Annotated in this window: 25 protein-coding genes; 3 read left to right on the plus strand and 22 right to left on the minus strand. The window is 55.8% G+C overall.

The window, feature by feature from the left end; genetic code table 11:
* Positions 1-51: 51 nt before the first annotated feature.
* From ACTRW9_RS11965 to ACTRW9_RS12005, 9 genes are all read right to left on the minus strand, one after another.
* A complete protein-coding gene (locus ACTRW9_RS11965; RefSeq protein WP_442429525.1) occupies positions 52-1,254 on the minus strand; it encodes a tetratricopeptide repeat protein in 1,203 nt (400 codons plus the stop codon).
* A 138-nt stretch (positions 1,255-1,392) separates the two neighbouring features.
* On the minus strand, positions 1,393-2,550 hold the full coding sequence (locus tag ACTRW9_RS11970; protein WP_442429526.1) for a cysteine desulfurase family protein: 1,158 nt from the start codon (positions 2,548-2,550) through the stop codon (positions 1,393-1,395).
* 82 nt (positions 2,551-2,632) lie between these two features.
* The gene (gene cysE, locus ACTRW9_RS11975; protein ID WP_442425354.1) at positions 2,633-3,364 is read right to left on the minus strand and encodes a serine O-acetyltransferase; all 732 of its coding nucleotides are present in this window, start codon (positions 3,362-3,364) and stop codon (positions 2,633-2,635) included.
* A gap of 138 nt (positions 3,365-3,502) precedes the next feature.
* Positions 3,503-3,892, minus strand: coding sequence for a hypothetical protein (locus ACTRW9_RS11980; protein WP_442429527.1), 390 nt, complete (start codon positions 3,890-3,892; stop codon positions 3,503-3,505).
* 108 nt (positions 3,893-4,000) lie between these two features.
* Positions 4,001-5,431 (minus strand): RtcB family protein, encoded by a 1,431-nt coding sequence (locus ACTRW9_RS11985; RefSeq protein WP_442429528.1) that lies wholly within the window; start codon positions 5,429-5,431, stop codon positions 4,001-4,003.
* A 12-nt stretch (positions 5,432-5,443) separates the two neighbouring features.
* The gene (locus ACTRW9_RS11990; RefSeq protein ID WP_442429529.1) at positions 5,444-5,869 is read right to left on the minus strand and encodes an archease; all 426 of its coding nucleotides are present in this window, start codon (positions 5,867-5,869) and stop codon (positions 5,444-5,446) included.
* A 14-nt stretch (positions 5,870-5,883) separates the two neighbouring features.
* Positions 5,884-6,696, minus strand: a complete 813-nt coding sequence (locus tag ACTRW9_RS11995; RefSeq protein WP_442429530.1) for a segregation and condensation protein A — start codon at positions 6,694-6,696, stop codon at positions 5,884-5,886.
* Between the two features lie 76 nt (positions 6,697-6,772).
* Complete coding sequence (locus ACTRW9_RS12000; protein ID WP_442429531.1) at positions 6,773-7,513, minus strand: 16S rRNA (uracil(1498)-N(3))-methyltransferase; 741 nt, start codon at positions 7,511-7,513, stop codon at positions 6,773-6,775.
* 3 nt (positions 7,514-7,516) lie between these two features.
* Positions 7,517-8,239 (minus strand): HAD family hydrolase, encoded by a 723-nt coding sequence (locus ACTRW9_RS12005; protein WP_442429532.1) that lies wholly within the window; start codon positions 8,237-8,239, stop codon positions 7,517-7,519.
* Positions 8,240-8,524: 285 nt separating this feature from the next.
* Here ACTRW9_RS12005 and ACTRW9_RS12010 point away from each other — a divergent pair, with 285 nt between their 5' ends.
* Together ACTRW9_RS12010 and ACTRW9_RS12015 are read left to right on the plus strand one after the other, a co-directional pair.
* Complete coding sequence (locus ACTRW9_RS12010) at positions 8,525-9,070, plus strand: DUF2284 domain-containing protein (protein ID WP_442429533.1); 546 nt, start codon at positions 8,525-8,527, stop codon at positions 9,068-9,070.
* Positions 9,071-9,103: 33 nt separating this feature from the next.
* Positions 9,104-10,267 carry a saccharopine dehydrogenase family protein gene (locus ACTRW9_RS12015; RefSeq protein ID WP_442429534.1) on the plus strand — a complete coding sequence of 388 codons (1,164 nt, stop codon included), beginning with the start codon at positions 9,104-9,106 and terminating at the stop codon, positions 10,265-10,267.
* A gap of 49 nt (positions 10,268-10,316) precedes the next feature.
* Here the strand turns inward: ACTRW9_RS12015 and arsB are convergent, their stop codons facing one another.
* From arsB to ACTRW9_RS12065, 10 genes are all read right to left on the minus strand, one after another.
* Positions 10,317-11,354 carry an ACR3 family arsenite efflux transporter gene (gene arsB, locus ACTRW9_RS12020; RefSeq protein WP_442429672.1) on the minus strand — a complete coding sequence of 346 codons (1,038 nt, stop codon included), beginning with the start codon at positions 11,352-11,354 and terminating at the stop codon, positions 10,317-10,319.
* 47 nt (positions 11,355-11,401) lie between these two features.
* Positions 11,402-11,932, minus strand: a complete 531-nt coding sequence (locus tag ACTRW9_RS12025) for an arsenate reductase ArsC (RefSeq protein WP_442429535.1) — start codon at positions 11,930-11,932, stop codon at positions 11,402-11,404.
* Between the two features lie 5 nt (positions 11,933-11,937).
* Positions 11,938-12,267 carry an ArsR/SmtB family transcription factor gene (locus ACTRW9_RS12030; protein ID WP_442425852.1) on the minus strand — a complete coding sequence of 110 codons (330 nt, stop codon included), beginning with the start codon at positions 12,265-12,267 and terminating at the stop codon, positions 11,938-11,940.
* 239 nt (positions 12,268-12,506) lie between these two features.
* Positions 12,507-12,881 carry a type IV pilin protein gene (locus ACTRW9_RS12035; RefSeq protein WP_442429536.1) on the minus strand — a complete coding sequence of 125 codons (375 nt, stop codon included), beginning with the start codon at positions 12,879-12,881 and terminating at the stop codon, positions 12,507-12,509.
* 261 nt (positions 12,882-13,142) lie between these two features.
* Positions 13,143-13,517 carry a prepilin-type N-terminal cleavage/methylation domain-containing protein gene (locus ACTRW9_RS12040; RefSeq protein ID WP_442429537.1) on the minus strand — a complete coding sequence of 125 codons (375 nt, stop codon included), beginning with the start codon at positions 13,515-13,517 and terminating at the stop codon, positions 13,143-13,145.
* Between the two features lie 260 nt (positions 13,518-13,777).
* Entirely contained in the window at positions 13,778-15,004 is a 1,227-nt protein-coding gene (gene serB / locus ACTRW9_RS12045) for a phosphoserine phosphatase SerB (protein ID WP_442425342.1), read from the minus strand.
* A 4-nt stretch (positions 15,005-15,008) separates the two neighbouring features.
* Entirely contained in the window at positions 15,009-15,464 is a 456-nt protein-coding gene (locus ACTRW9_RS12050; protein WP_442425341.1) for a hypothetical protein, read from the minus strand.
* A gap of 46 nt (positions 15,465-15,510) precedes the next feature.
* Entirely contained in the window at positions 15,511-16,800 is a 1,290-nt protein-coding gene (locus ACTRW9_RS12055; protein WP_442429538.1) for a replication-associated recombination protein A, read from the minus strand.
* A gap of 22 nt (positions 16,801-16,822) precedes the next feature.
* A complete protein-coding gene (locus tag ACTRW9_RS12060) occupies positions 16,823-18,526 on the minus strand; it encodes a putative ABC transporter permease subunit (RefSeq protein WP_442429539.1) in 1,704 nt (567 codons plus the stop codon).
* A 4-nt stretch (positions 18,527-18,530) separates the two neighbouring features.
* Positions 18,531-19,562 (minus strand): YheT family hydrolase, encoded by a 1,032-nt coding sequence (locus ACTRW9_RS12065; RefSeq protein ID WP_442429540.1) that lies wholly within the window; start codon positions 19,560-19,562, stop codon positions 18,531-18,533.
* Positions 19,563-19,740: 178 nt separating this feature from the next.
* Here ACTRW9_RS12065 and ACTRW9_RS12070 point away from each other — a divergent pair, with 178 nt between their 5' ends.
* Positions 19,741-21,123: a tetratricopeptide repeat protein gene (locus tag ACTRW9_RS12070; protein WP_442429541.1), complete on the plus strand. Its 1,383-nt coding sequence runs from the start codon at positions 19,741-19,743 to the stop codon at positions 21,121-21,123.
* Here the strand turns inward: ACTRW9_RS12070 and ACTRW9_RS12075 are convergent.
* The 3 genes from ACTRW9_RS12075 to ACTRW9_RS12085 form a co-directional block, all read right to left on the minus strand.
* The gene (locus tag ACTRW9_RS12075) at positions 21,110-21,901 is read right to left on the minus strand and encodes an SPOR domain-containing protein (protein ID WP_442429542.1); all 792 of its coding nucleotides are present in this window, start codon (positions 21,899-21,901) and stop codon (positions 21,110-21,112) included. The genes ACTRW9_RS12070 and ACTRW9_RS12075 overlap by 14 nt on opposite strands.
* 183 nt (positions 21,902-22,084) lie before the next feature.
* The gene (gene argS / locus ACTRW9_RS12080; RefSeq protein ID WP_442429543.1) at positions 22,085-23,749 is read right to left on the minus strand and encodes an arginine--tRNA ligase; all 1,665 of its coding nucleotides are present in this window, start codon (positions 23,747-23,749) and stop codon (positions 22,085-22,087) included.
* Between the two features lie 103 nt (positions 23,750-23,852).
* The gene (locus ACTRW9_RS12085; protein WP_442429544.1) at positions 23,853-24,167 is read right to left on the minus strand and encodes a hypothetical protein; all 315 of its coding nucleotides are present in this window, start codon (positions 24,165-24,167) and stop codon (positions 23,853-23,855) included.
* Positions 24,168-24,264 lie beyond the last annotated feature (97 nt).

The raw sequence follows: 24,264 nt of genomic DNA on the forward strand, positions 1-24,264 counted from the left end.
CCCTTCTCCCGGAAATCAACCGTGTTGGCACGACCGTAATTCAAACGGAATTCATTTGATTTCCATCAAATGCCGCTCAATTTTATCCCGTACCTCGGAAGGCGGATTCATCTGCAATGCTTTTTCCAGCGTATCGAGAGCGCGGCCCGTATCGCCCATCTTGTGCAGGGTGACCCCCATCATAAAACGGCTATCATGAACTTTGTTGCCTTGCGGATATTGGGTGAGCACGATTTCAAAGTGTGAAATGGCCTCGTCAAAGCGGCCCAGCTGGTAATAATTGTTACCCAGCCAGAAAATGATATTGTCCTGCAGGTCGGCGGGTGGGTTCTTCAGCCGGTATTCCTGGAACATCATGATCGACTCGTCGTACTGGCCACTGCGATAAGCGTTGAGCGCCTGTGTGTATTCCTGCGGAATTTTGTAGGCGGTGGCTTTCTTCATGGTGGCCGGGCCCTTGCGAGGAGTGAGTTTGGCCTGCGTCATGGGGCCCGCATCTTTCATCGATTGGATTTCCGTCCCCAGGGCGTCAATCTGCTGTTTCAAGGTCTCAATGGCAGGAGCCAACCCCATCGTCTGTTGTGCGGTCATGTTGAGGTTGGTCTCCAGCCGTTCCTGGGTCGCCGTAAGACGAGGCTCCATGTCCTGGATTACGGTCTGCAATTCCTTCACGCGCTGGATGAGCGCTTCCTGCTGGCTTTGCAGTATCTGGATGTCTACCTTCATTTCCTCAATGTCTGTTTTCTGGTCGATGCTGTCGAATCCCGGGTTCACCCCTTCGTTTGAAGGTGTTTCGGTGACGGGGTTTTGCGCCACCACGGTCTTTTCGGTACCCAGCGCTTCATCCTTGTCCTCCAGCAGGTAATCTTCCAGATTGTCCTCTTGCGGCTGGCTGGGTTCTTCGCCAAAAAATCCGCCGAACCCTTCATTGGAGGCGGTCTCCGTTTGCGGCGATTCCACAGGCGTCTGGCCGCTCACTTCCTGGGTGCCGGCACTTTTGCCGAAAAAGTCTTCTTCTTCCTGCGACAGGGTGGATTCGTTGCTGCCGGAATCCGGAAAAAGCTGGTCTTCTTTCTTGTTCACAGCCGAACTGTCCTCCAATGTTCCACCGAGGTCCTGTTCGAACTCCTGTTCCAAGGCCAGTTCGTCTTCGGTTTTCTGGTTCCAGGGCATGGATTGACAGCCCGTCAGAAACACGACGGCGGCCAATGCAAAACTGCCTATGAGGCGGGGTGTGGTAAGCGTGTCAGGCATAGATGAACTCCCAAGTTTTGGTCCCGGAAAAGTTGGTTGGATAAAACCCATAAAAACAACCTTTTAAATTGCCCAGCATCTTATCACGAAACGCAACGGATGCCCTAATGGAAATGGGTTCCGTGAAGGTGCCAGGAATCAGGAGGCCACCTTCTGCTTTTTACGAATATCGGTCACAACCCGGATTATCGCTTTCACCACCCGGTCCACATCTTCCATTCGGTTGCTGCGTCCGAAACTGATGCGAATGGACTGCCGCATTTGCTCTTCCGGCACGCCCATCGCTGTCAAGACGTCGGAGGGGAGGATGGAACCGGAACTGCACGCAGTGCCTGTGGACACGTATATTTGATCCAGGTCGAGCCGTATCATCAACGTCTGCCCATCGACGCCCTCGAATCCCAAGTTGAGCGTGTTGGGGAGGGACTCATCGGGATGACCAAAGAACCGCACCCCCGGCAAGACCGAAACCCCGTCACGCAGACACCGCTTCAACTGACGCAACCGTTCACCTTCCTGTTCCAAATCGCCTGCCGCGAGTTCGGCCGCCCTGCCGAACCCCGCAATACCCGGCAAATTTTCGGTCCCGCCGCGGCGCTTCTTTTCCTGCCCCCCGCCGACAATCAGCGGCGCCAGCTGAGGAAGTCCCCGCCGCACGTACAACGCTCCCACGCCCTTCGGACCATACAGCTTGTGTGACGACATGGAAAGAAGGTCGACAGGCACCTCCTTCACGTCCAATGGAACTTTCCCCGCACTTTGTACGGCGTCGGTATGAAACAGGATTCCCCGGTCGCGCGCGATTTCCCCTATGCCCTCGATGGGTTGCAGGGTGCCGACTTCGCTGTTTGCAGACTGGAGGGTGATGAGGATGGTTTCATTCGAAATCAGCGCCTCCAGGCCATCCAACCGGACACGTCCGAATTCATCCACGGGGGCGTAGTCGATGACGAAGCCCTCTTTCTGCAATTCCAGACAGGCATTGAGTACCGCCGGATGCTCCACCCGGGCCGTGACGATGCGACGCCCTTTGTCTCTCAATGCCCGTGCCGCGCCCAGAATGGCGAGGTTGTCGGACTCGGTGCCGCCGCTGGTGAATACGATCTCCCGAGCATCGGCGTGAATGAGTGCCGCGACCTGCTCGCGGGCTTCGTCCATCTTGACGCGTGCCGAACGACCGCGGGAATGGGTGCTGGAAGGGTTGCCAAAATCCTCTTTCAGAAGAGGCAACATGGCTTCCAATACATCCGGATGAACAGGTGTCGTGGCGTTATGGTCGAGATAAATAGCGTTCATGGAACGAACCGTTTGGAATGTTGCAAGCGAGGTGCAAGCCCTGCCTTCACCCCGGGACTCACTCGGGTCATACCTTCTTGGGTCAGGATTCGTTGGAGGCTTTTTTGATTTTCGATTTCGTCGAAAGCGGTACCGGTTGAGGAGGTGGCGCGGGTTCGGGGTCGGGGTGCTCCAGGTTGACTGCATCCCGCAGGGCACGGATGTCTCGCTCCATCTGCGGAAGCCGGTCCAGAACGTACTCGATGGCCTGCGACATGGGATCGCGGAAAATTTCCTCCGGGTCTTCCTGATCGGCCGAGATACCGGAGAACACCACCCGAGCAGGCACGCCGATGACCGTCGAATACGCGGGCACGCTCTGCACCACCACGGAACCGGAACCGATCTTGCTGTTCTTGCCGACGGAGATGGGGCCCAGCACCTGCGCTCCGGCGCCGATGACCACGTTGTCCTGAATGGTCGGATGTCGCTTGCCCTTTTTCATGCTGAGGCCGCCCAGAGTCACGCCGTGGTACATGAAAACGTTGTCACCGATCTCGGAGGTCTCGCCGATCACCACCCCCATGCCGTGGTCAATGAAGAACCCCCTGCCGATCTTTGCCGCCGGGTGAATTTCAATGCCCGTCAACCAGCGCGCGATATAAGAAGTCACCCGCGCAAGGAGCTTCATGCCGTGCGTCCACAACCAGTGATTGACGCGGTACGCAATGAGGGCATGCACGCCGGGATAACACACCAGCACTTCAAAGGTGTTGCGCGCGGCGGGATCCTTTTCGATCGCTACCTGGATATCTTCTCGAATTTGTCGGAACATCCCCATTCAGGGCCTTTTATAGCGGTTTTCAAGCAAAAATCATTATATCCCGGACAACAGGAGGACACCATAGAAATCGCCGGATGGCGGCATCATGACGGGAGGTTTTATAAGACAACGACCGGCTTTCGGGGTGGGTCAATCCAGGACCGTGTGCCCGCGGTTACGCATGCAGTTGCGGTACACTCGCTTGTACTTTTCCTCGGCGCTCACGCCGCCTTGCACTCCCCCGACACCGCCTCCGATCACCGCGCCGGTCGAAGCACCCCGAACCGGGTTGCCTGTGATGAAGCCCAGCAGCCCGCCAAAAAATGCGCCAATGGCGCCACCCACAACCGAACCTTTGCCAGCTTCCTCCACCGTCTCCGCGGCCTGGGAGGCGATTGCCTTGCACTCTTTTAAATCCACTTCCAGCGTCTGTGGGGAAGAACCGGTTTTGGGATCGATCACCGGTTTGTAACTGCCGTAACTGGCGCAACCGGAAACGATGAAACTCAGGATCAGGAAAGGAATGAAAACTTTGGTCACGGGGCGGGAAGATCCTCGATAGTTCAACATCCAAAAATTATATCAAAATTTTCAATAACTTAAAACCACTCTACTGGAAAAAGCCTGAAGACCCTAGAAAAGCCAAATTCAACCCTTCACACAGACAATGGGCTCCACGCGTGCCACCTTGCGGGCCAGTCCCGCTGTATGCGCCGCCTCCACCACCTGGCTGACATCCTTGTAGGCACCGGGGGCTTCCTCCGCCACGCCGCGTTGCGACGGACTGCGGATGAGGATGCCGCGCATGGCGAGGTCGTCGATCACCGCCCGCCCCTTCCATAGCTTCGTGGCCTGACGCCGGCTCATTTGCCGTCCGGCACCGTGTACCGCCGAGCCGAACGACAGCCCCATGGTCCGGTCGGTGCCGCAAAGAACGTAAGACGCCGTGCCCATGGTGCCGCCGATCAGTACCGGCTGGCCCACCTTTCGGAAGGCTTCAGAAATATCAGGGTGCCCCGGACCGAAGGATCGCGTCGCCCCCTTGCGGTGAACGAAAACGGTTTTGGTTTTGCCGTCGATCTGGTGTTGTTCCATTTTGCAGGTGTTGTGCGAGACGTCGTAGAGCAGGTCGAGCTCGGCTTTGGGCAGAACATGTTCGAAGGTTTCACGCACGAGGTGGGTGATGATCTGCCGGTTGGCCATGGCGCAGTTCATCGCCGAACGCATGGCCCCCAGGTACTGCTGGCCCAGTTCGGAATTGATGGGCGCGCAGGCCAGTTCGCGGTCCGGCAGTTGGATGCCGTGTCCGGGTGCGGCGATGGCCATGGATTTCAGAAACTCGGTGCCTATCTGGTGACCCAGCCCGCGCGAACCGCAGTGGATGGAAATGACAATGTCGCCTTCCCGCAGACCGAAGGCTTTTGCCGCGTCGGCGTCATACACATCGATGACTTCCTGCAATTCGAGGTAATGGTTGCCGGAGCCGAGCGTCCCCATCTCGTCTTTCTGCCGCTTCTTGGCCTGCGGTGAAACGCAATTCGCATCGGCACCCTGCATGCAGCCTTCCTCTTCGATGGCCTTCAGGTCTTCGGCGCGGCCCCAGCCAAGGCCAACGGCCCACTGCGCACCGCCTTCGAGCATGGCGTCCATTTGTTCGGGATCGAGCGAGATCGCCCCGCGGCTCCCCACCCCCGCCGGAATATTGGTGTATAACAAATCGGCAAGCGTCTCTTTCACGCGTTCGATGTCGTCACGCACCAGCCCCGTGTGCAGGGTGCGCACACCGCAGGAGATGTCGAATCCCACACCGCCGGCGGAGATGACGCCGCCTTCGTCGGGGTCGAACGCCGCCACGCCGCCGATAGGAAAACCGTAACCCCAGTGCGCGTCAGGCATGGCGTACGACGCCTTCTGAATGCCGGGAAGAGCGGCAACGTTGCTCACCTGCTCGTGGACCTTGTCGTCCATGCCTTCGACCAGGTCTTCCGTGCCATAGATGATCCCCGGTACGCGCATCGGTCCGGTGGGCTCGATCCACCATTCGGTTTCGCTTATTTTGTTCAGACGTTTTTTCTGCACGGGATTCTCATTTCACACATCGACAACGCACTGGGCGACCCAGAGTTCCGGGGTTTCCTTCTCGACCCTGAGGGCGGTGAAGGTCGCCCCTTTCACTTCGACGGCAGGTTGATGCCGGGCACGGTCCACCGGCTCGCCCCAGGCCGTGGCCGTGAGCCGGATTCCGTTCAAGATACTCACCTCAAAGCGGGAAAACAACAGGCGACGCGTCGACATTTCGTAGATGAGTGCGTTCAACCAATCGACAAACAGGTATTCCGGGTCCGGGGCTTCGCAGGCGATGGGAACTTCTTCTGTTTCGGCGACGTCTTTCGGGTCGGTGACGACCGCCGTCAACGCCAGCGCACCCTGCTCAAATGCCGATTCCAGCGTGGGACCGATGCCGCGCACACCCATGTCCGCATCGTGCGGAAAGTGTTCCCACGTGGCGTCCGGCATGGTTTTCTTTCTTGTCAGGAGGCTTCGTCTGTGACGGGCGGGGTTGTGTGCGGTTCCGGGTCTTTGAAATCCTTAAGCGCCGCTTCCTGCTTTTCCCGGTCGGAGTCGAGGTACAGGCGGATGGTTTCGAAATGCTTGCTCTGCTGACAGCGTGCCAGCTTCATGCGCATCAATTCCAGGATGGCGAGGAACGTGACGATGACCTCCTGCTTGGTGGTGGCTTCGTCGAACAACGCCTCGAAGGAAAGGCTTTCCACCTGGTTCAACCGGCCCAGCACCCCGCGGATGCGGTCGGTGACCGACAGCGTGGTGATCTCGATTTCGTAGTCTTTGTGGAAGGATTTCTGGTCGAGGACTTTTTTGAACGCGCTGAACAGGTCGAACACCGTGGCATCGACCAGCGTTTCCTCCGTCTCTTCCTCATCCTGCTCCGCAATTTCCACCGGAGCATGGCGGGTGAAGATCTGCTGGCGTTCGTGTTCCATCTGCCGCAGTTTGAAGGCCGCATCCTTGAACCGGCGGTAATCGAGCAGCCGCCGTGCCAGTTCCGAGCGCGGATCGGTGCCCTCGTCATCTTCTTCCTCATGGGGACGTTTCTGCACCGGGAGCAGGATTTTGGATTTGATGCGGGTCAGCTCTGCCGCCATCACCAGGTACTCCCCTGCCACCTCCAGATTGAGATCCTGCATGAGGTCGAGGTATTCCAGGTACTGTTTGGTGATCTCGTTGATGGGGATGTCGTGGATATCCATCTTCTGCTCCTTGATGAGGTGCAGAAGCAGATCCAGCGGGCCTTCAAAAATGGGAAGCTTGAACTGGTAACTCATGGTTGCGTGGGCGAACAGGTTGGCATCGTGAGCAATGTACCACCATCGCGGGGCGAGGCAAAACGAAAACCGGAGTTCATAAATCCCCCCACCGCTGTTGCAGGAGGGAGAGGATGACGAGGGAGACCGAATCGGCGCGCAGGGTGCGGGGACCCAGTCCCACCGTTTGGAAGCCGCGTTTTTTCAGGAACTCGACTTCCTGTGGCTCCCAACCCCCTTCAGGGCCGGCCACAAAGGCAATCGACGCAAATGCCTTGTCCCCATTGTCAACGTCGCGCAGGCGCGCCCGGGTCTCGTCTTCCCAGAACAGGAGTTTCAGGTCGCAGGTCTCAACCTGATCGCAAAAATTTTCCAGATCGGGGATGTTGGGTCCGACCTGCGGGATTTTGGATCGACCGCACTGCTTGGCCGCTTCCTCGGCGATGCGTTGCCAGCGTTCCAGCTTTTTTTCCACTTCCTGTTTTTTGATCCGCGCTACGCACCGACTGGTTTCCAGCGGCAGTACCTGGTGAACGCCCAGTTCCACCGCCTTGCGGACCAGATGGTCGAAGCGGTTGCCCTTGATGAGCGCCTGCCCCATCACGATTTTCACCGGTGATTCTGTAGCCACGCTGACCTCGGTCACCACCTCCCCTTCCACTTCTTTCGCACCGAGGCCGGTGAGCCTCACCTGCCACTGCCGTCCTTCATCATCCACAACGAAAATGTGGTCGCCTTCACCCAGGCGCAATACCTTGCGGATGTGGTTGACATCAGAGCCACGTACAACCACACGCTTTTCGTCGATCTGGTCTGCCGGAACGAAGAATCGATGCATGGCTCAATCGGCACACACGATCTTCGGTACATCGTGCAGGGTGGAAAGGACATGATCCGGTTTCAATCCCGGCGGCACCGGTTCGCGGTCTCGGTTGATCCACGCGGTCTGCATGCCCACAGCATGAGCCCCGGTAATGTCCGCCACCGGATTGTCACCGACGAACAGGATGCGTTCGGGGGACAGGCCGAGCCGGTCGATGGCCAGTTGGAATATGGTCGGGTGGGGTTTTCTGAAGGGGACTTCCGACGAATAGATGGAAAATTCAAAGTAATCGCGAAGGCCCAGCATTTCTTGCTCACGGTCCTTCATGTACCCGGGGTTGGTTGTGTTGGATACAACGCCCATGCGAATGCCCCGTTGTTTCAGGCCTTCGAGCACCGCGACCGTTTCCGGATACACCTTGCGCCGGGAATAGATGTCTTCATAGTACAAGGTCATGAGTTCCTGCATGGTGGTGCCGTTCAGCGTAATGCCGTGGCGAAAGAACAGGGTTTGCAGGGCGATCTCGAAGCGCGCTTCGAGCCCACACTCACGAGACACCGCGATCATGCTGTAGAAGAGGTCGTGGCAGATGCGGTAAGCTTTTTCGAAGTCTGGAAGGACGATCCCCTTTTTGGCCAGGTGATCGAAAACTTTTTTAAGAGGAACACGGTCGTCTTCATCAACAAGGTCGACCAGGGTATACGCCCAATCGAACAACACGGCTTCGCAGGATTGACTCATGGCTTGTCGGAATTCATTGTATAACGTGTTTGGTACATCAAAGGTGGTTTTGTCCGTTCTGATTTCATTCTGCAATAATCGTTCTAAAAACAGAAGATTTATTGGACGGGGTCAATGAGGAATGGCAAATGGAGTCAATCGACCGGTCTGCAGTCACCGGACCTCACCAGAAGGAGAATAAGTTCTGGCCCACTTACGGTGAACCATGTTGTAATATATCATATACTTTTTTGATACAATTCACGCCTTCATCACACTTCGACATCTCACCTGCAAGGGAGTTCCATGATTTCAGATTTGCCGAACGTCAAGAACCTGCCCACGGACCGAGTGTCTGCATCACAAATGATTCAGGAAGCGCAAGCTTTGGGCAGTGCTCGCGCGAAGGTGATCCCGGTCCATGAAATCGCTCTGGGCCACTGGGTGCGCCTGCGATGTCAGTTCGGGTGCTCCTGTTTCAACCAGCGCCATACGTGCCCCACGTTCACTCCCACGAGTGACGAAATGGCGGACATTCTTTTGAATTACGGCCGGGCAATGGTAGTCGAAGCATCGAACTCGGAGGGTGTGCACACACTGGTACTCAGCCTGGAAGCCCGATTGCGGGAGAAGGGGTTTTTCAAGGCATTTGGTATGGGCGCCCTGCCTTGTAATTTGTGCGAGGTGTGCAACATCGAATCGAATTGCAAGTATCCCGATCGAGCCCGCCCCACCCTGCAGGCCTGCGGCATCGACGTTTCCCAAACTTTGTTGAATATCGGCTGGGATTTTGCGGTAAAATTCCAACCTTGTACGGAAGGTCACAAAATAGGTATGGTGCTTCTGGACTGAGTCCCCGAAATTTTCCAGGAATGTTCTTATCCCATGAGCTATCGGTACGCCGTCCTCGGCGCCGGACGCCAGGGCATCGCCGCGGCCTACGACCTGGCCCGCTTTGGCGATGCGGCAGGCATTACCCTCTTCGATTCCAATTCCCAGTCCGCCCGGCAGGGCGCCGAACGCATCAACTCCTTACTGAGCACTCGATGCGTTCATGCAAACACCCTGAATGTTACCGACCGGAAGGCACTGTCCAAGGCCTTAACAGGAATCCATGCCACGGTGAGCGCGGTGCCGTTTCAGTACAATCCCGGCATCACCGAAGCGGCCATTGAAGCCGGGTCCAGCCTGGTGGACATGGGTGGAAATACGGAAATCGTGCGCAAGCAGTTGGCGATGGGCGACCGTGCTGAGGCGCAGGGCGTTTCCATCATACCCGATTGCGGGATGGCGCCCGGCCTCAATATCAACATGGGCGTGCGCGCCATGGAACTGGTGGAGGAGCCGGAAGAACTGCACATCTGGGACGGCGGCCTGCCGCTGAACCCGCAGCCGCCATACAACTACACTCTTTTATTTCACATCAACGGCCTGACCAATGAATACGACGGCCACGCTCACTTTCTTCGCAACGGGCAGGTGACGGAAGTGCCCTGCCTGACCGAACTGGAGTTGATCGAGTTCGAACCGCTGGGTACGCTGGAAGCGGCGGTCACCGCCGGAGGATTGAGCACCATGCCGTGGACATTTGAAGGCAAGCTGCGCCGGCTGGAAAACAGGACGCTCCGTTATCTGGGTCACTGGGAACATTTCCGCACGTTTCAGGAACTGGGGCTGTTCAGCGAGGAACCGGTATCCGTGAACGCGCGACGGATTGCGCCGCGCGACCTCTACCATAAACTTCTGGAAAAGAAAATTCATACGGAAAACGTGCAGGACATCTGCCTGATCCGGGTGCAGTGCACAGGGACCTCCAACAACAAGATGGCATCCTGCACACTGGACCTGGTGGAGACAGCCGATCTGGATACCGGGTTCACCGCCATGGAAAAGCTGACCGGCTGGCACGCCTCCCTCATCGCCATTCTGGCGGCCCAGGGTCAACTGCCACGCGGTGCGGTGCCGGTGGATTCGGCGCTCAGCGGTGAAACCTTTGACCGGGAAATAGAGAAACGGGGATGGGAACTGCGTAAAACCGTAACCCCCTGAAAAACCAATCCAGACACACACCGGGACAGGCAGTCAGTTCTCCTGACCATCAAACCGGGGCTTTGACCGGCTTGTCGTACCAGGTTCGGGTGGCGTTGGTGATCCGCACCACGGAGAGCATGACCGGCACCTCGACCAGAACCCCCACCACCGTCGCCAGCGCCGCACCGGAATGAAACCCGAACAGGCTGATGGCCGTCGCCACCGCAAGCTCAAAAAAGTTGCTGGCGCCGATGAGGGCCGAAGGCGCCGCCACACAGTGGGCCACGCCGAAGTACCGGTTCAGTATGTAGGCCAGCCCGGAATTGAAATAAACCTGAATCAGAATGGGAATCGCGAGAATACCGATGATCATGGGTTGCGCTAAAATCTGATTTCCCTGAAATCCGAACAACAAGACCAGAGTTGCCAGCAACGCCGACAGGGAAAAAGGATGCAGAGTGTCCAGCGTCCGTTTCAGCGCACTTTCACCTCCCTTCCGTAACAAATGCATTCTCCAGAAATGAGCCACGATGACAGGCACGACGATATACAAAATTACCGACAGGGTCAGGGTTTCCCACGGGACGGTGATCGAAGACAATCCTAAAAGCAAACCGACGATGGGGGCGAAGGCGAAAATCATGATCACATCGTTGAGCGCCACCTGGGTCAGCGTGAAATGCGGTTCGCCATTGGCAAGATGGCTCCACACAAAAACCATCGCCGTGCAGGGCGCCGCCGCCAGGATGATCAGGCCCGCAATGTAGGATTCAATCTGCCCCGCGGGCAAATACGGGGCAAACAGATGTCCGATGAACAACCAGCCCATAAGCGCCATGGAAAACGGTTTGACGGCCCAATTGATAAAAACCGTGACCCCGACGCCTTTCCAATGATCCCCCACTTCATGCAGGGCCTTGAAGTTCACTTTAAGGAGCATGGGAATGATCATGAGCCAGATCAGCGCCGCAACCGGAATGTTGACGCGGAATACCTCCATCCGGCCGATGGACTGAAACGGTCCCGGCAACCAGTGACCGAGAACGATGCCCGCCACAATGCAGAGAAACACCCAAATGGTCAGATACTTCTCAAAAAATCCCATCGAAAGGGCTTTCTTACTGTAAACAGCGGTGGAATTTTGCACAACGTTCATTCCCGTCTCCCCAGGCATTCGGCTTCGGATTTTTTCAACCGTTCCACCAGTTGTGCGGTGTCCAGCGTTTCAAAGCAGGGCTCCAGCAAAACTTCAATCCTGCGCTCCAATTCTTCATAAATCCGTTCCGTCACGTCCATGCGTTCCGCATATGACCCCTCGAATCCAGCCGGATCCGGCAGGCTCCAATGGGCGGTCAACGGACTTCCCGGCCAAACGGGGCACACCTCTCCAGCGGCATTGTCACAAACCGTGACCACCACATCGAAGACAGGCGCACCGGGACGGGTGAACTCCTCCCAGCTTTTACTGCGCAGGGCGCTCATCAAATGTCCCTGTTGAACGAGCAATTCAAAAGCAAGCGGATGAATGGTTCCGGCGGGATGACTCCCGGCGCTGTAAGCGCAGAAACAACATTCGCCCCAGTTGTTCAAAATGGCCTCGGCCATGATGCTCCGTGCGGAATTGCCCGTACATAGGAACAAAATGTTATAGCAGGGCTTTCTGGATACCGGGGGGCACTGCATTTTTCTTAGTCCGTTTCTTCGCACGTCGGCGGCAGGACACAGTCTTCCGGGTTCCCTTGACAGCAATTTTCGGTGAGGTACGCCATCAACCCGTTCATGGCTTCAAAATTTGCGGAGTAGAACAGGGTTCGCCCCTCCCGGCGGCACCGAGCCAGATCTCCCTTCTTCAACTGGCTTAAGTGAAAGGACAGCGTGGAAGGCGGTAAATCCAGTTCCTCGCTCAACTTCCCAGCGGGAAGACCGGTTTTTCCCGCTTGGATCAAAAGTCGGAAAATCTGGAGGCGGCTCTCCTGTGCCAAGGCCGCCAAAGATGCTACTGCATTTAAAATTTCCATATTTCTAGAAATATCAAAATTAAAATGATGGGTCAATAAAAATCATCTCAACGTAATGGAGTCCCTCCGATGGTCTTTAACAAAAGGGAAATAGCAGGTGGCAGGCCACTGAAAATTTTCGGGAATGTGCAATCTGGAGGGTATGGATTGAAACTATCAGGGGCTCGATCGGCAAGGAGGCTCTTTTAAGAAAAAAAGAATGCCTTGAGCAAGAAATGGGAGTGCGGGGCTCCAACCTGTCAGTTGATGGCACCATCATTATTGATGGTGAAGGTATTGGAACTGCTGAGATGCTGTGCGGTGGCGGAAAAACTGGTTTCATCTCCGGACCCATTCACCGTGACGTCGGGAGGGTCGATGAATCCATAGGCGGGATTGGCGGCCACGGCGGGGTCACAGGTATTGGTGCCTCCCTGGTCATCCCAATAGACCCGGCATGAAATGAAAAGATGCCGCAAGGTGGATTTGGAATCCGAGTCGTACGCCCGTTCCTTGTATTGAGTGAACTGGGGAATCGCTATAGCGGCAAGGACCGCCACGATGGCAATGGTGATCAAAACCTCGATCAAGGTAAAGCCGCGTTGGCTGAAAACCCGTTTTCGGTAAGAATACACGAAGCCCCGGAAATCATTATTCCTACTTCCAGATTAAGGCCCCTCCAACGGGATGCAAACAAATTCTGCATTAAAATAAGTGGTTGAGCGAATAAACTATTAGCTTATCCGATAATTTCTGGAAATCATCAAGGGGGATGGAGGGTCCGGTTTTTGATCGCAATGCCCCTTTTTTCGCAAGGACAGGCCCTGCAAGAAATGCAATGTGGCCGGGGTGCATTGCAAAAGGGTAAGAGGAGCGTTGTTCCCGGGTTTCGGGCTTCAACTAATACTGCCGTTACTGTCTATGTTGTAGGTATTGGTGCTGTCGTTATGCTGCGCGGTGCCGGCAAAGGTGGTTTCCGTTCCGGAAGCGGTCAAGGTGATGTCGCTCGGATTAACAAAACCATATTCAGGTCCGGCGGCCACGGTGGGATCGCAGGAATTGGATCCCCCATTGTCATCCCAGTACACCCGGCAGGATAAGAACAGGTTCCGCAAAGTGGCCTTGGAATCGGAGTCGTACGCCCGTTCCTTATACTGAGCAAATTGGGGAATGGCGATGGCGGCCAGTATGGAAATGATGGCGATCACGATCAATAATTCGATCAGTGTGAAGCCGCGCTCGGAGAAACGTGCGTTTTTGTGCAATTCCATGATGCTCTCGTGAAGTTTATTATACACTCAGAATAATCCCGCTTCTCCAAATTGCAACTGAATTCTGACCCAACTGCCGGGAAATGGTTTCTCCAGATATAGTTCTTTCCATATTTGCAGTAAAAAGGAAGTTGAGTGAGGCTGGAAGTTTCGGTCTGTAACGGGACCTTTTTGAACTTTTTGGAGGCTGAAGAGAGTGTCCGGCTTTCCACCCGGAAAAACCTGAACGACCCGAATTACCGGGAGACATGAATTGTTCTTCAGCCGGGCTTTCTCTTTACGACCTGCCGGAGTTCCTGCAATTCGTTGCCGCTGATTCCGAGAAAGTAGAGGATCAGTTCCAGGTTGGAAGTGCTGATGATGGCTTGCGCGTGTTTCTGCACGATGGGTTTGGCGTTGAAGGCAATGCCGAGACCGGCGCGGGCGAGCATGTGGATGTCGTTGGCGCCGTCGCCCACGGCCACGCATTGCTGGACCAGCAGGCCTTCTTTTTCCGCCACCGATTCCAGGATGCGTTCCTTGGCGCGGGCATCGACGATGTCGCCCTCCAGTTCTCCCGTCACCCTGCCGTCCCTGATCTGAAGCTGGTTGGCGAAGCCGTAATCGAGGCCGTATTTTGATTTCAGTTTATCGATAAAAAACTGGAATCCTCCGCTGACGATCGCCACCTTGTAACCCAGGTGCTTGACGATGCGGACGAGGTCCTCCGCTCCCGGCGTCAGTGGAATGCGCTCGAACAATTCCTCCAGCTTTTCCACCGGCAGGCCTTTCAGCAACTGCACGCGTTCGCGAAGAGCCTCCGTGAAATCCAGTTCTCCGCTCATCGCCTTGTGGGTGATGGCCGCGAGCTGGTCCCCCACCCCCGCCAGCTTGCCCAACTCGTCGATCACCTCGCATTGCAGGAAGGTCATGTCCGCGTCGAAGACGATCAGCCGTTTGTTGCGGCGGAACAGGGTGTCCTCCTGCACCGCAATGTCCACGTCGAAGTTTTCCTTGAACTTGAGGAGCGCGTTGAGCACATCCACGTTGGTCAGCAACTGCTTTCCCCCCACCACGATTTCGAGCACGTGGTGATCGCCGTAATCCAGTTGCTCGATGCGCGGGATGTTGATGTCGAGTTCGGCGATGGTGCGGGTCAGTTCGAGAAAGGCAATGGTGCCGATGCGCCGTCCCAGGACGGTGATCACCAGCCGGTGGCAATACGGCGCTTCCGGACGGTAACCCGGCCGCCACGGATAGACGTTGATCTTGAGGCCGGATCGTTTGCTGTAAGCCGCAAATTTCTCTTCCAGCTGCAAAAGGATTTCACTGTCACTGCTTTCAAGCAGGAGGGAGAGGTTCAACAGTCCGCTGAACACGAACTGCTTGATGTCCACCACCAGCGCTTCGCACTCCACGACGGACTCCAGCGCTTTGGCAAGGATGCCGGGACGGTCCTCCCCCGCAATATGGACGTGTACCTGATACCTGTGTGGGAGTTCCAGCATAGACTCAGAACTGGGGGTTGTACCGCCAGCCTTCACGTTTTCTGCAGGTCCAGCCGGAATTGATTTGGAAGGTCGAAAGATTGTCCAGCGTCTGCGACTCGAACAGCGCCACCACGCCTTTGCCTTCGATGGGGTTGTCCTTCAAATGCAGCCGCTTGAGTAAAGGCAGGCATTTCGATTCGGCCAAATACTGGAGTCCCTGGTCGGTGAGACCGTTTTTATTGAGGTTGAGGTACTGAACGTTGGCAAGAAGGCCGCATTCCGCAAGCTCGCGCACGCCTTCGTCACCCAGATCGTTGTCGTCCAGGTCCAGCCAGTTGACCTCCTTCATGCGCTCCGACTGCCATAACAGGCGCGCCTCTTCCGCCGACAGGCCGAGACCGCTGAACATGGCCTGGTTGCCGCGCAGGCGGCCTTCGAAAATGTCCTCTACCGTGTTGAATTTGGTTCGCGATGTCATCCTGCTGAAAAACCTTTCCGTGATTCGGATAAACCCATCTGATATATCAAGTTTCGTCCCGTTTGTCATCCGGGAGATACTTTTTTCCCCGCAATTCGGTGGGCAGGTATTGTTGATCGACCTTGCCATCCGGGTAATCGTGGGGGTACTTGTAGTCCACCCCATACCCGTATTTTTTAGCGTCCCGGTAATGCGCGTCTTTCAGGTGATCCGGCACCGGGTAGGCCAGCCCCTTGTTTTCGATGTCGCTGAGCGCGCTGTCGATGGCGGTGATGGCGGAGTTGTCCTTGGGAGCCCGCGCCACATAAATGACCGCCTGCGCCAGCGGAATCCGCGCTTCAGGCAGGCCGATTCGCTCCACCGCATCGGCGGCAGCATTGGCCACGACCAGCGCCATCGGGTCGGCGTTGCCCACATCCTCAGCGGCGGTCACCACCAGCCTGCGGGCGATGAACTTCGGGTCCTCGCCTCCGGCGATCATTTTGGCCAGCCAGTATATCGCCGCGTCGGGGTCCGATCCACGTAAACTTTTCTGGAACGCCGAGGCGTGGTCGTAATGCTCGGTCCCATCCTTGTCGTAAAGCACGGCACAGCGCTGGATGATGCTCTCGATCATCTCCCGGTCCACGGGGGTCGCCGCTTGCGGGTCTTTCTGCAGATGGTAGCTGACGGCGGAATCCAGCACATTCAGTGCCCGCCGGGCGTCGCCGTTGGCGTGGCTGACAATCAGGTGCAGGGCGCCGTCGTCGAAAGCGACCAGATAACGACCCAATCCGTGGTCGCGGTCCTTCATCGCCCGCTCCAGGATGCCGCGCACGTCGTCCGCACTCAGGTAACCCAGCCGGAACACCTGGCATCGGGAGCGGAGCGCCGGGATCACCTCGAACGACGGGTTCTCGGTGGTGGAACCGATCATGCGGATGGTGCCGTTCTCGACGTAGGGCAGAACGGCGTCCTGCTGGGCCTTGTTGAAGCGGTGGATTTCGTCAATGAACAAAACGGTTCGGCGTTTCTGGCTTTTCCACAATTTCTGCGCGGTCTCGATGATGTCGCGGATGTCCTTCACTCCGGCGTTGACGGCACTGATCTCGAAAAACTGGCTCTGAGTGACGCGGGCCACGATGCGAGCGATGGTGGTCTTGCCGCAACCCGGCGGTCCCCACAGGATGAACGACAGCCCTGTGTCCTTTTCGATGAGGCGGCGCAGGGGACTGCTCTCTCCCACCAGGTGCTCATGGCCGAACAATTCCTGCCAGTCCGCAGGGCGCATGCGGTCCGCCAGCGGTGCCTGCGGCAGGCGGCTGTTTTCGTTTTCCAGTTCAGGAAACAGTTCCATTCAACACCTAGTGATTCACCTTTTATATATCCATGGTGCGCAGGGCGCGGATGCCCCGTTTCATCGGAATCCACGTGACCAGTACGGTGACCGCCACGATCATGCCGTAAAAAACCGGAACCTCGATGCCGCCCACGAACTTGAACAAAAATTTTTCGTTGAAGTGAACGTACATGGGACGAGCGCTCAATACCAGAACCAGCATCACGTAGGCCAGGCTGGAGATCATGAACAGGATGCCGCCGGTGCCGGTGGAAATCTCCGACATGTTTTCGTGATCGAACCGGGGATACATCGCCCCCATGCCAACACCCATTCCAACCAGCCCGGTGGTGATGAGCATCACGCCTATAATTGACATCTTCATCACATAGGCATCCACCTGCAAAAGGTAATTGGAGGCCACGGTCAAAATTTCCGCCACCACCAGCAACGGGGGCCAGTACATCCAGAACTTGGCAACGAGGAAATGGCGCATGTCCACCGGCGCGGTGTAGAGCGTCCACATTTTCTTTCCTTCAATACTGATCGACGAAAAGACGAAGCGCGCAATCAGTGCAGATAGCACAAAGCCGATCAACCCGATATTCAGCACCGAAACCACGTTCTTGAGAACCAGGTTATCGAGCGGCAGGTTCATGATATTGAAGATGTACACGATCACCAGAACCAGCAAAATGAATATTTGCGACCAGTGAGCCGGATCGCGGGCGAACACTTTGAGATCCTTTGAGATCAGCGCCTGCTTCATCGGTCCGATGGGCAGGTATGCAAGAAGAGGCTTCCGGTGGCCGTTGTTTTTTTTCCTGGTGCGTGGGGCGTTTTTCACCTCCTGGTAACTGCGCCAGCCGGAAAAGTAAATCCGGCGGCTGATCCCCGCAAACAGGACCAGCCCCACCCCGGCGGCGGCATACAGAAAACCCAAACGCCCAAAACTGATTTCAATATTGCCTTCGGTCCATGCCGTCAGTCCCCGCGTGATCCAGCTGGAAGGCAGATACGGAAACTCCGGCACGCGCAGACTCTCGACAAAGTCGATGATGACTTCATCCGACACTTTCTTGTCGAAAAATTTTTCCGGCGACAGGAAACGGAGGAAGGCCACCAGTCCGGCGACAAAAAACAGGCCCAGAAACGAAAGGATCTGATGCGCCTTGTCGGTAGGGAAAAACCGCATCAACACCATGATGCCCAGCACACCCAACGCGCAGGGCAACACCACAAACGGTAGAAACGACGCAATCAGATAAACGTAATAGGACGCGGTGACCTTGAAGTAATATCCGTAGGCGATGAACATGGGAAGTGAAAACACCAGCACCACCCACGATGCGTTGATAAGGGTCTGCACGAACCGCACGTGAATGATCGCATCCGGCACCATGGGAAGGGAATGCAGAAATTCCAGATCGGAGGAAACGTAAAAGATGGCCAGTGCGGCTATGATGGTCGAGAACAACAGCATGGCGAACAAGGTGAGGAAAACCACGTTCAGTAACTGAACGATCAGTTCCTCCCCGACGCGCAAGGGCAGTCCGTCGAGGTAAGCCACCATACGGTAGAAGAAAACGTAGTCGGCAATGAGAAACAGCGTGCCCAGGGTACCGATCAGCAGCCAGCGGGTAACTTTGTCCCTGTTGGGCCGGCCAAAATGATTTTTCATGAACTTCAACCGCACCGCCGACAAACTTCGCATGTTCACCCACCACGGTTGAATCGTTTCCATTCCCTTACCTTTCCGTTTTGGGTGTGTGGGCCCGCACCCATTCGACGCAGACGTAGTCCATCCACCGCCGGTCCCCGAAGGGAGTGCATTTGCGAGCGATGTATCCCATGTGGCCGCCCCCCTTTGGATTCACAAATCGCACATGCGTGGCGGATTCGATGCCTTCGAATACCGAGGGCGGAATGAAGGGATCGTCCTGCGAACACAGGAGGGTCGTGGGGGTGCGGATTCGGTCCAGAAACTGACGCGAACTGCACGTGTCGTAGTAGTCCTCCACCGTAGCGTACCCTGCCACGGGAGCGGTATAAAGCTCATCAAATTCCCAGATGGACCGCGCCCGTTTCGCAGGGGCAAAGGCATTGGGAAAACATTCACGCAATGCATCCAACTGGTTGTACATGAGCCCCAGATAGTAACGGTTGAACGTGCGGGCGAATGGTCCGTGACTGATGGCGCGGCTGGCCGCTTTCAAATCGACGGGAGGATTCACTGCGAAAGCGGCGCGCAATTGCGGGATGGGATCGTGCCCCTCTCCCAGGTATTTAAGCAGGATATTTCCACTCAGGGAAAACCCGATCGCGAGCAGGGGCGAATCCGGATAACGGTCTGTGATGAACTGCAGGACGGCTTTCAGGTCGCCACTGGAGCCGCCATTAAACAGGCGGTCGCACAAGCCCAGACCGGGCCCGCTTCCCCGGTGATTCATCATGAACACGCCGTACCCCTCCTGCCCCAGCTTGTTTGCGATCCGCCGGATGTAAGCCGACTCACTGCACCCGCCCATGCCGTGCATCATTAATACAAGCGGGCGACCCGGAGCCTGCGGTTTCAGTTCCAGCAGCGCCAGCACGGCGTTTTCCTCCAGCCGGATTTTGTGGAGCGTTCGGGAAGCAATGCGCGTGTCCCCGGTCCATTGGGAACTTACAATGGTTTGAGCCACGGGTCCGGGAATCAAAACATGGGGTTTGAAGGGCATCCAGAATGGATCGATTCCACTGTCGCCTCCGTTCTTACCAGGAGTCGGGGTTTGCTTCACAGGTGTTCCTTCTCTAAATAAAAGGGAATTCAATGGGGGTTCCCCATTTAAACTGATTCGTGGTTTAGGGTATTATACCGTTACCGGATACCTGCTTGGCAAGCCTATTGCCATTGTTGGCTTGGATTGGCGGGCGGTACTGGAAGACCCATAACTTTTATTTGGTTGGCCTGGTTTTATGTTCCGTTTGAAAGTTTGTATTCTGGTTTTGGCGTTCAGCCTGGTCCTGCCCGCGGGCAGTTTCGCCGGTGACTTCGATTCCACCCCTCACCTGAAAAGAGCTCAGGAAATGAGCCTGCTTGGAAAATGGCCGGAAGCGGTGGAGGAATTCCAAAAAGCACTGAAGGAGCAACCGGACAACAACTGGATTCAGGCCAATCTGGGTGTCGCTTTAAGCCGCTCGGAACGCAACATGGAAGCCCTGCTGGCTTTTGAAAAAGCCCTGCAAATGGGATACGACAATGCGGAATTCCGTTACCTTCGTGGCTTGACGTTTGTCAAGGTCAATCTGCTGGCCGATGCCGCGAAAGAAATCGAACTGGCGCTCGAAATGGATTCCCAGCTCAAGTTTGCGGATTACGACCTGGGCCTCATCTACGAACACATGGGCGCCCATGACAAGGCACTGGCCCAGGTCACCAAACTCTACCGCCGGAACAACACGCTGGCACGGAAACTTTACTTCGAGCTGACACCGGAATACAAAATCGCGGCGGTGGATGACGGCGGCTCGTTGAAGGGCAAGGTGCGCATGAATGGCTCCATTCCCAAACCCCGGGTGTTCCACCTGATCAACATCCCCAACATAAAATACTGTTCCCGCATTTCAGACGGCCAGGGTCATCGCATCCTTCATGATTTCGTGGTGAACGACACAGGGGCTTTGAAAGACACGGTCATCGCGATCCTCAATGTGGAAAAGGGAAAACCGTTTCCCCGCAAGATGACCAATGTCACCATCAGCCGTTGCCAGGCGGACCAATATGTGATCGGATTCAAAAACGGCGAGGACCTTCTGCTTGAAAACACAGACCCCATCAAGCACGAGATGGCGCTCTATGAGGTCAATGGTGTGTACAAGTACCAGGTGTCGAACAAAAACACCATGCCCCACTCGTCTCAGGTGCGGTCACTGTTCATGAAGCCGGGAGCGCCGGAGTTGATTTTGAAATGCAACCTGCACCCCTTCATTCAGACGCGGGGCCTTATGGTGGCAAATCCCTACTACGCGGTGACGGACACAGAAGGCAACTTTGAAATCCACGATATCCCTCCCGGAACCTACGAAGTGATGGCGTGGCATCCATTCATCCCGACCCAGACCGGAACCATCACCATTGAAAAGGGGAAAACCGCAAAACTGGATTTCACGTTCGAGGGCGAGGAAGAACGCCGTAAACTGTACCAGAACGACACCAAGGGGTACCGCTTCAACACGGTATTTGAGAATGAGGAAGGATTTTACGGGGGCAAACGGGAAATGGACCCGGTCGAGGTTCTTCAGCAGTTCAACAACACCGACCGATACATCGACGTGGGGGACTCTCCTACTGAAGAGTGAGGATCATGGTTTGGAGAGAATCCCGCATGCGGGCCAGACGCGCCGCATCCTCTGCCGCACCACGCCTTTCAAACTCACCTAAAAACACCCGGTACCAGACCCCTTTACCAGGCAAAGCCACCTGTGTGTAAAACGCGGGATAGCCTTTATTCTGCAGCTCTTCTTTAAACGCACGGGCACGCTCCACTTCCCGGAATGAACTGACCTGAACCTGGAACCGCGCGTCACTGGATGAACGGGCTGTATTTTCTTTTTTCGCAGCTTCCAGTTCTACGTTCTGGGTGGATTGTTTATTCTGCTGCGTTGTTTCAGGCTCTTCTTCAACCAGCGCTTCGAGTGCCCTGATTTTCTCTTCCAGGCTGAACTCCGTTTCCTTCTGCACCACCTGCACCGGTTCCGATTCGGGTAAGGCTATTACCGGCTCCTCCGGCCCTAAAATCGATTTCCCGGCTTCCACTTCCAGCTCGTCGACCGGCGATTCCTGTACGTAGCCTTCCATTTGGATAATGTTTCCATCCAGGTCAATAAACCGGTTCTGGCTGACGTCCGTGAGCGTGTCGAAAAACGTGAAGTCGTTTTTGACCTCGGGACCAGGCACCACATCCTGCAATTTACTTTTAAAGTTATCGGGTTTGATGGCCCGTACTTTCTTCACTGCTTCAGAAAGATTCTCGCTTTCCAGGGAGGGTGCAAAAATATCACTGCGCCAGGCATAACCGGTACCGGCACCGATGGCGATGAAAAACAGGATCAGGATGAAGCGGGTTTTCAGATGCATGACAGCCCCTCACATTGGCGGTCCACCGCGGGTTTGCCCTATAAGTCTTTGATTTTATGTGATTAAATGTGGAACAAGTATAACATGATTTTTTAAAATTTAAACAAATTTTATTAAAAACCATGGACCCCTGATGCCTGCGGGTCGCTGATTGCGAAGGGGAGCGGTATTACTGGAACCGGGCTACATCTTCTCTGGGGCGGTGACGCCCATGAGGGTCAGCCCGCTGACAATGACGTTGCGCAGAACGTGGATCAGAAACAGCCGGGCTCGGGTGAGCTCCGCATTGTCGGTCACGATGCGGTGGTGGGCGTAATAATTGTGGAAAATCGCCACCAGTTCATGAAGGTAAAACGGGATGCGGTGTACTTCCTGGGCCACCGCACTTTTTTCGATGACCTCAGGATAAGCAAGTATTTTCTTGATGAGTGCGATCTCGGCGTTTTCCGTGAGAGGTGACAACTCCCCTTCAGCCCAGTCCTCGGGGCGGAAACCCTGCTCTTCCGCGGTGCGGAACACGTTGCAAATGCGCGCATGCGCATACTGGATGTAATACACCGGGTTTTCAGGAGTTTCCTTTTTCGCCAGTTCGAGGTCGAAATCGAGATGACTGTCCGAACTGCGCATGAGAAAGAAAAAACGCGTCGCGTCCACACCCACCTCCTTCACCACGTCCGCCAGGGTGACGAACTCGCCGGAGCGTGTGGACATCGACACCTTCTCGCCACCGCGCCGCAGGGTGACGAACTGCACGAGAAGAACCTTGAAAACGTTTTCATCGAAACCCATCATCTTGAGCACCGACTGCATGCGCGGTACGTAGCCGTGGTGATCGGCCCCCCACAGGTCCAGGATCATGTCGAAGCCACGGTCGATCTTGTTTTTGTGGTAGGCGATGTCGGCACAGAAATAGGTCCTCTCGCCGTCGTTTTTTATGACGACACGGTCGGAATCGTCGTCGAACTCCGCCGTCTTGAGCCACGTCGCTCCATCCTTTTCATAGATGTAACCTTTATCCTTCAGCCACTCGAGGGACTGGTCCACAGACTTGTCCTCGTGCAGGATCTGCTCGCTGAACCACCGGTCGTACTCGACGCGAAACTCTTTCAGGTCCTCCTTGATCCCTTCGAGAATGGAGCCGGTTGCATGAAGGCGGAAAAAAGTCAGGGCGTCTTCGTCCTTTTTCTCGAGATGGGCTTTGCCGTCGCGCTCGATAATCTCCTTGGCGATGTCCTTAATGTAGTCGCCCTGATACCCCTCCTCCGGAAATGCGACGTCTTCACCAAGCAGTTGCCGGTAGCGGATCCATGTGGAGCGGCCGAGCGTGTTCATTTGGTTTCCGACGTCGTTGATGTAGTATTCGGTGGACACTACAAATCCAGCCATTTTCAGGATGCAGGACAACGCATGGCCGACCGCGGCACCACGTCCGTGCCCTACGTGGAGCGGACCGGTCGGGTTGGCGCTCACGAACTCAACCAGCACCTTTTTGTTTTCCCCAACGTAGCAGCGTCCAAACTCTTTGCCTTTTCCTGCGGCTTCCTTCAATTGGTCGCGGAAAAAATCCTGCGTCATCTTCAGGTTGATGAAGCCCGGGCCTGCAACGTTTGCCGACTCCACCTGCCCGCCATCGGTGCTGATTTCTTCGCAGATTTTCTGGGCGATCTCTCTGGGATTTTTCTTTTCCGGCTTGGCCAGTTGCATGGCGATGGTGGTGGCGAAATCGCCCATCGACTCGTCCTTCGGCTCCTCGATGACGAGGTCCGGCACCGTGTCCAAAGTGAGCCCGCCCTGTTCCTTGACCCGGTTGAGAGCCTGCACCACCAGGTATTTGACAATATCTTTCATGCTTTCCGTTCTCATATTGAATACCATCGCACCGGGCAGCCGGGTGCGATTTCAGGTTTCCTGGTTTTAAGGGTGAAAAAGGGGGGAATGGCGGGCCCTTTGATCATTTACGGGACTCGTGGATCGCCTCTACTTTTTGCTCCATTTCTTTTTCCAGGCGTTCCTTTTCTGTCGCAAATTCCCGTTTGAGTTCCTCGGAGGCCGCATGCAGGTCCTCGGGCCGTGTTCGCTCCGAAAGCCGGTCCAGCTGGTGCTGAAGCATCACTTCCTTATCCGCAATCCGGGCCTTGTGTTCCTTGCGGATGGCGTCAATTTCCTGTTTTTGCTTGTCGGTCAGCTTTTTCTTGTTTTTGAGCCCCGGGACCATTTTGTCGGATTTTTCCAGACTGAGTTCCCATGCGCTTTTGAGACCGGACATCGTCGCCTCCTGTTCGAGATGAGGAAATTATAAATAAAGCGTGAAACCAAAACAATTATAAATCGCCGGGCAAGTTCCGGCCCCGCCCTTAGCGGTT

It is taken from the genome of Nitrospina sp. 32_T5 (genome assembly GCF_052156635.1).
GTDB lineage: Bacteria > Nitrospinota > Nitrospinia > Nitrospinales > Nitrospinaceae > Nitrospina.

Excerpts from the sequence above, each read along its gene's own strand:
- ACTRW9_RS11965 (WP_442429525.1), bottom strand. The coding sequence starts at position 1,254 with ATGCCTGACACGCTTACCACACCCCGCCTCATAGGCAGTTTTGCATTG.
- ACTRW9_RS11970 (WP_442429526.1), bottom strand. The coding sequence starts at position 2,550 with ATGAACGCTATTTATCTCGACCATAACGCCACGACACCTGTTCATCCG.
- cysE (WP_442425354.1), bottom strand. The coding sequence starts at position 3,364 with ATGTTCCGACAAATTCGAGAAGATATCCAGGTAGCGATCGAAAAGGAT.
- ACTRW9_RS11990 (WP_442429529.1), bottom strand. The coding sequence starts at position 5,869 with ATGCCGGACGCCACGTGGGAACACTTTCCGCACGATGCGGACATGGGT.
- ACTRW9_RS11995 (WP_442429530.1), bottom strand. The coding sequence starts at position 6,696 with ATGAGTTACCAGTTCAAGCTTCCCATTTTTGAAGGCCCGCTGGATCTG.
- ACTRW9_RS12000 (WP_442429531.1), bottom strand. The coding sequence starts at position 7,513 with ATGCATCGATTCTTCGTTCCGGCAGACCAGATCGACGAAAAGCGTGTG.
- ACTRW9_RS12005 (WP_442429532.1), bottom strand. The coding sequence starts at position 8,239 with ATGAGTCAATCCTGCGAAGCCGTGTTGTTCGATTGGGCGTATACCCTG.
- ACTRW9_RS12010 (WP_442429533.1), top strand. The coding sequence starts at position 8,525 with ATGATTTCAGATTTGCCGAACGTCAAGAACCTGCCCACGGACCGAGTG.
- ACTRW9_RS12015 (WP_442429534.1), top strand. The coding sequence starts at position 9,104 with ATGAGCTATCGGTACGCCGTCCTCGGCGCCGGACGCCAGGGCATCGCC.
- arsB (WP_442429672.1), bottom strand. The coding sequence starts at position 11,354 with ATGGGATTTTTTGAGAAGTATCTGACCATTTGGGTGTTTCTCTGCATT.
- ACTRW9_RS12025 (WP_442429535.1), bottom strand. The coding sequence starts at position 11,932 with ATGCAGTGCCCCCCGGTATCCAGAAAGCCCTGCTATAACATTTTGTTC.
- ACTRW9_RS12030 (WP_442425852.1), bottom strand. The coding sequence starts at position 12,267 with ATGGAAATTTTAAATGCAGTAGCATCTTTGGCGGCCTTGGCACAGGAG.
- ACTRW9_RS12040 (WP_442429537.1), bottom strand. The coding sequence starts at position 13,517 with ATGGAATTGCACAAAAACGCACGTTTCTCCGAGCGCGGCTTCACACTG.
- serB (WP_442425342.1), bottom strand. The coding sequence starts at position 15,004 with ATGCTGGAACTCCCACACAGGTATCAGGTACACGTCCATATTGCGGGG.
- ACTRW9_RS12050 (WP_442425341.1), bottom strand. The coding sequence starts at position 15,464 with ATGACATCGCGAACCAAATTCAACACGGTAGAGGACATTTTCGAAGGC.
- ACTRW9_RS12055 (WP_442429538.1), bottom strand. The coding sequence starts at position 16,800 with ATGGAACTGTTTCCTGAACTGGAAAACGAAAACAGCCGCCTGCCGCAG.
- ACTRW9_RS12060 (WP_442429539.1), bottom strand. The coding sequence starts at position 18,526 with ATGGAAACGATTCAACCGTGGTGGGTGAACATGCGAAGTTTGTCGGCG.
- ACTRW9_RS12070 (WP_442429541.1), top strand. The coding sequence starts at position 19,741 with ATGTTCCGTTTGAAAGTTTGTATTCTGGTTTTGGCGTTCAGCCTGGTC.
- ACTRW9_RS12075 (WP_442429542.1), bottom strand. The coding sequence starts at position 21,901 with ATGCATCTGAAAACCCGCTTCATCCTGATCCTGTTTTTCATCGCCATC.
- argS (WP_442429543.1), bottom strand. The coding sequence starts at position 23,749 with ATGAAAGATATTGTCAAATACCTGGTGGTGCAGGCTCTCAACCGGGTC.
- ACTRW9_RS12085 (WP_442429544.1), bottom strand. The coding sequence starts at position 24,167 with ATGTCCGGTCTCAAAAGCGCATGGGAACTCAGTCTGGAAAAATCCGAC.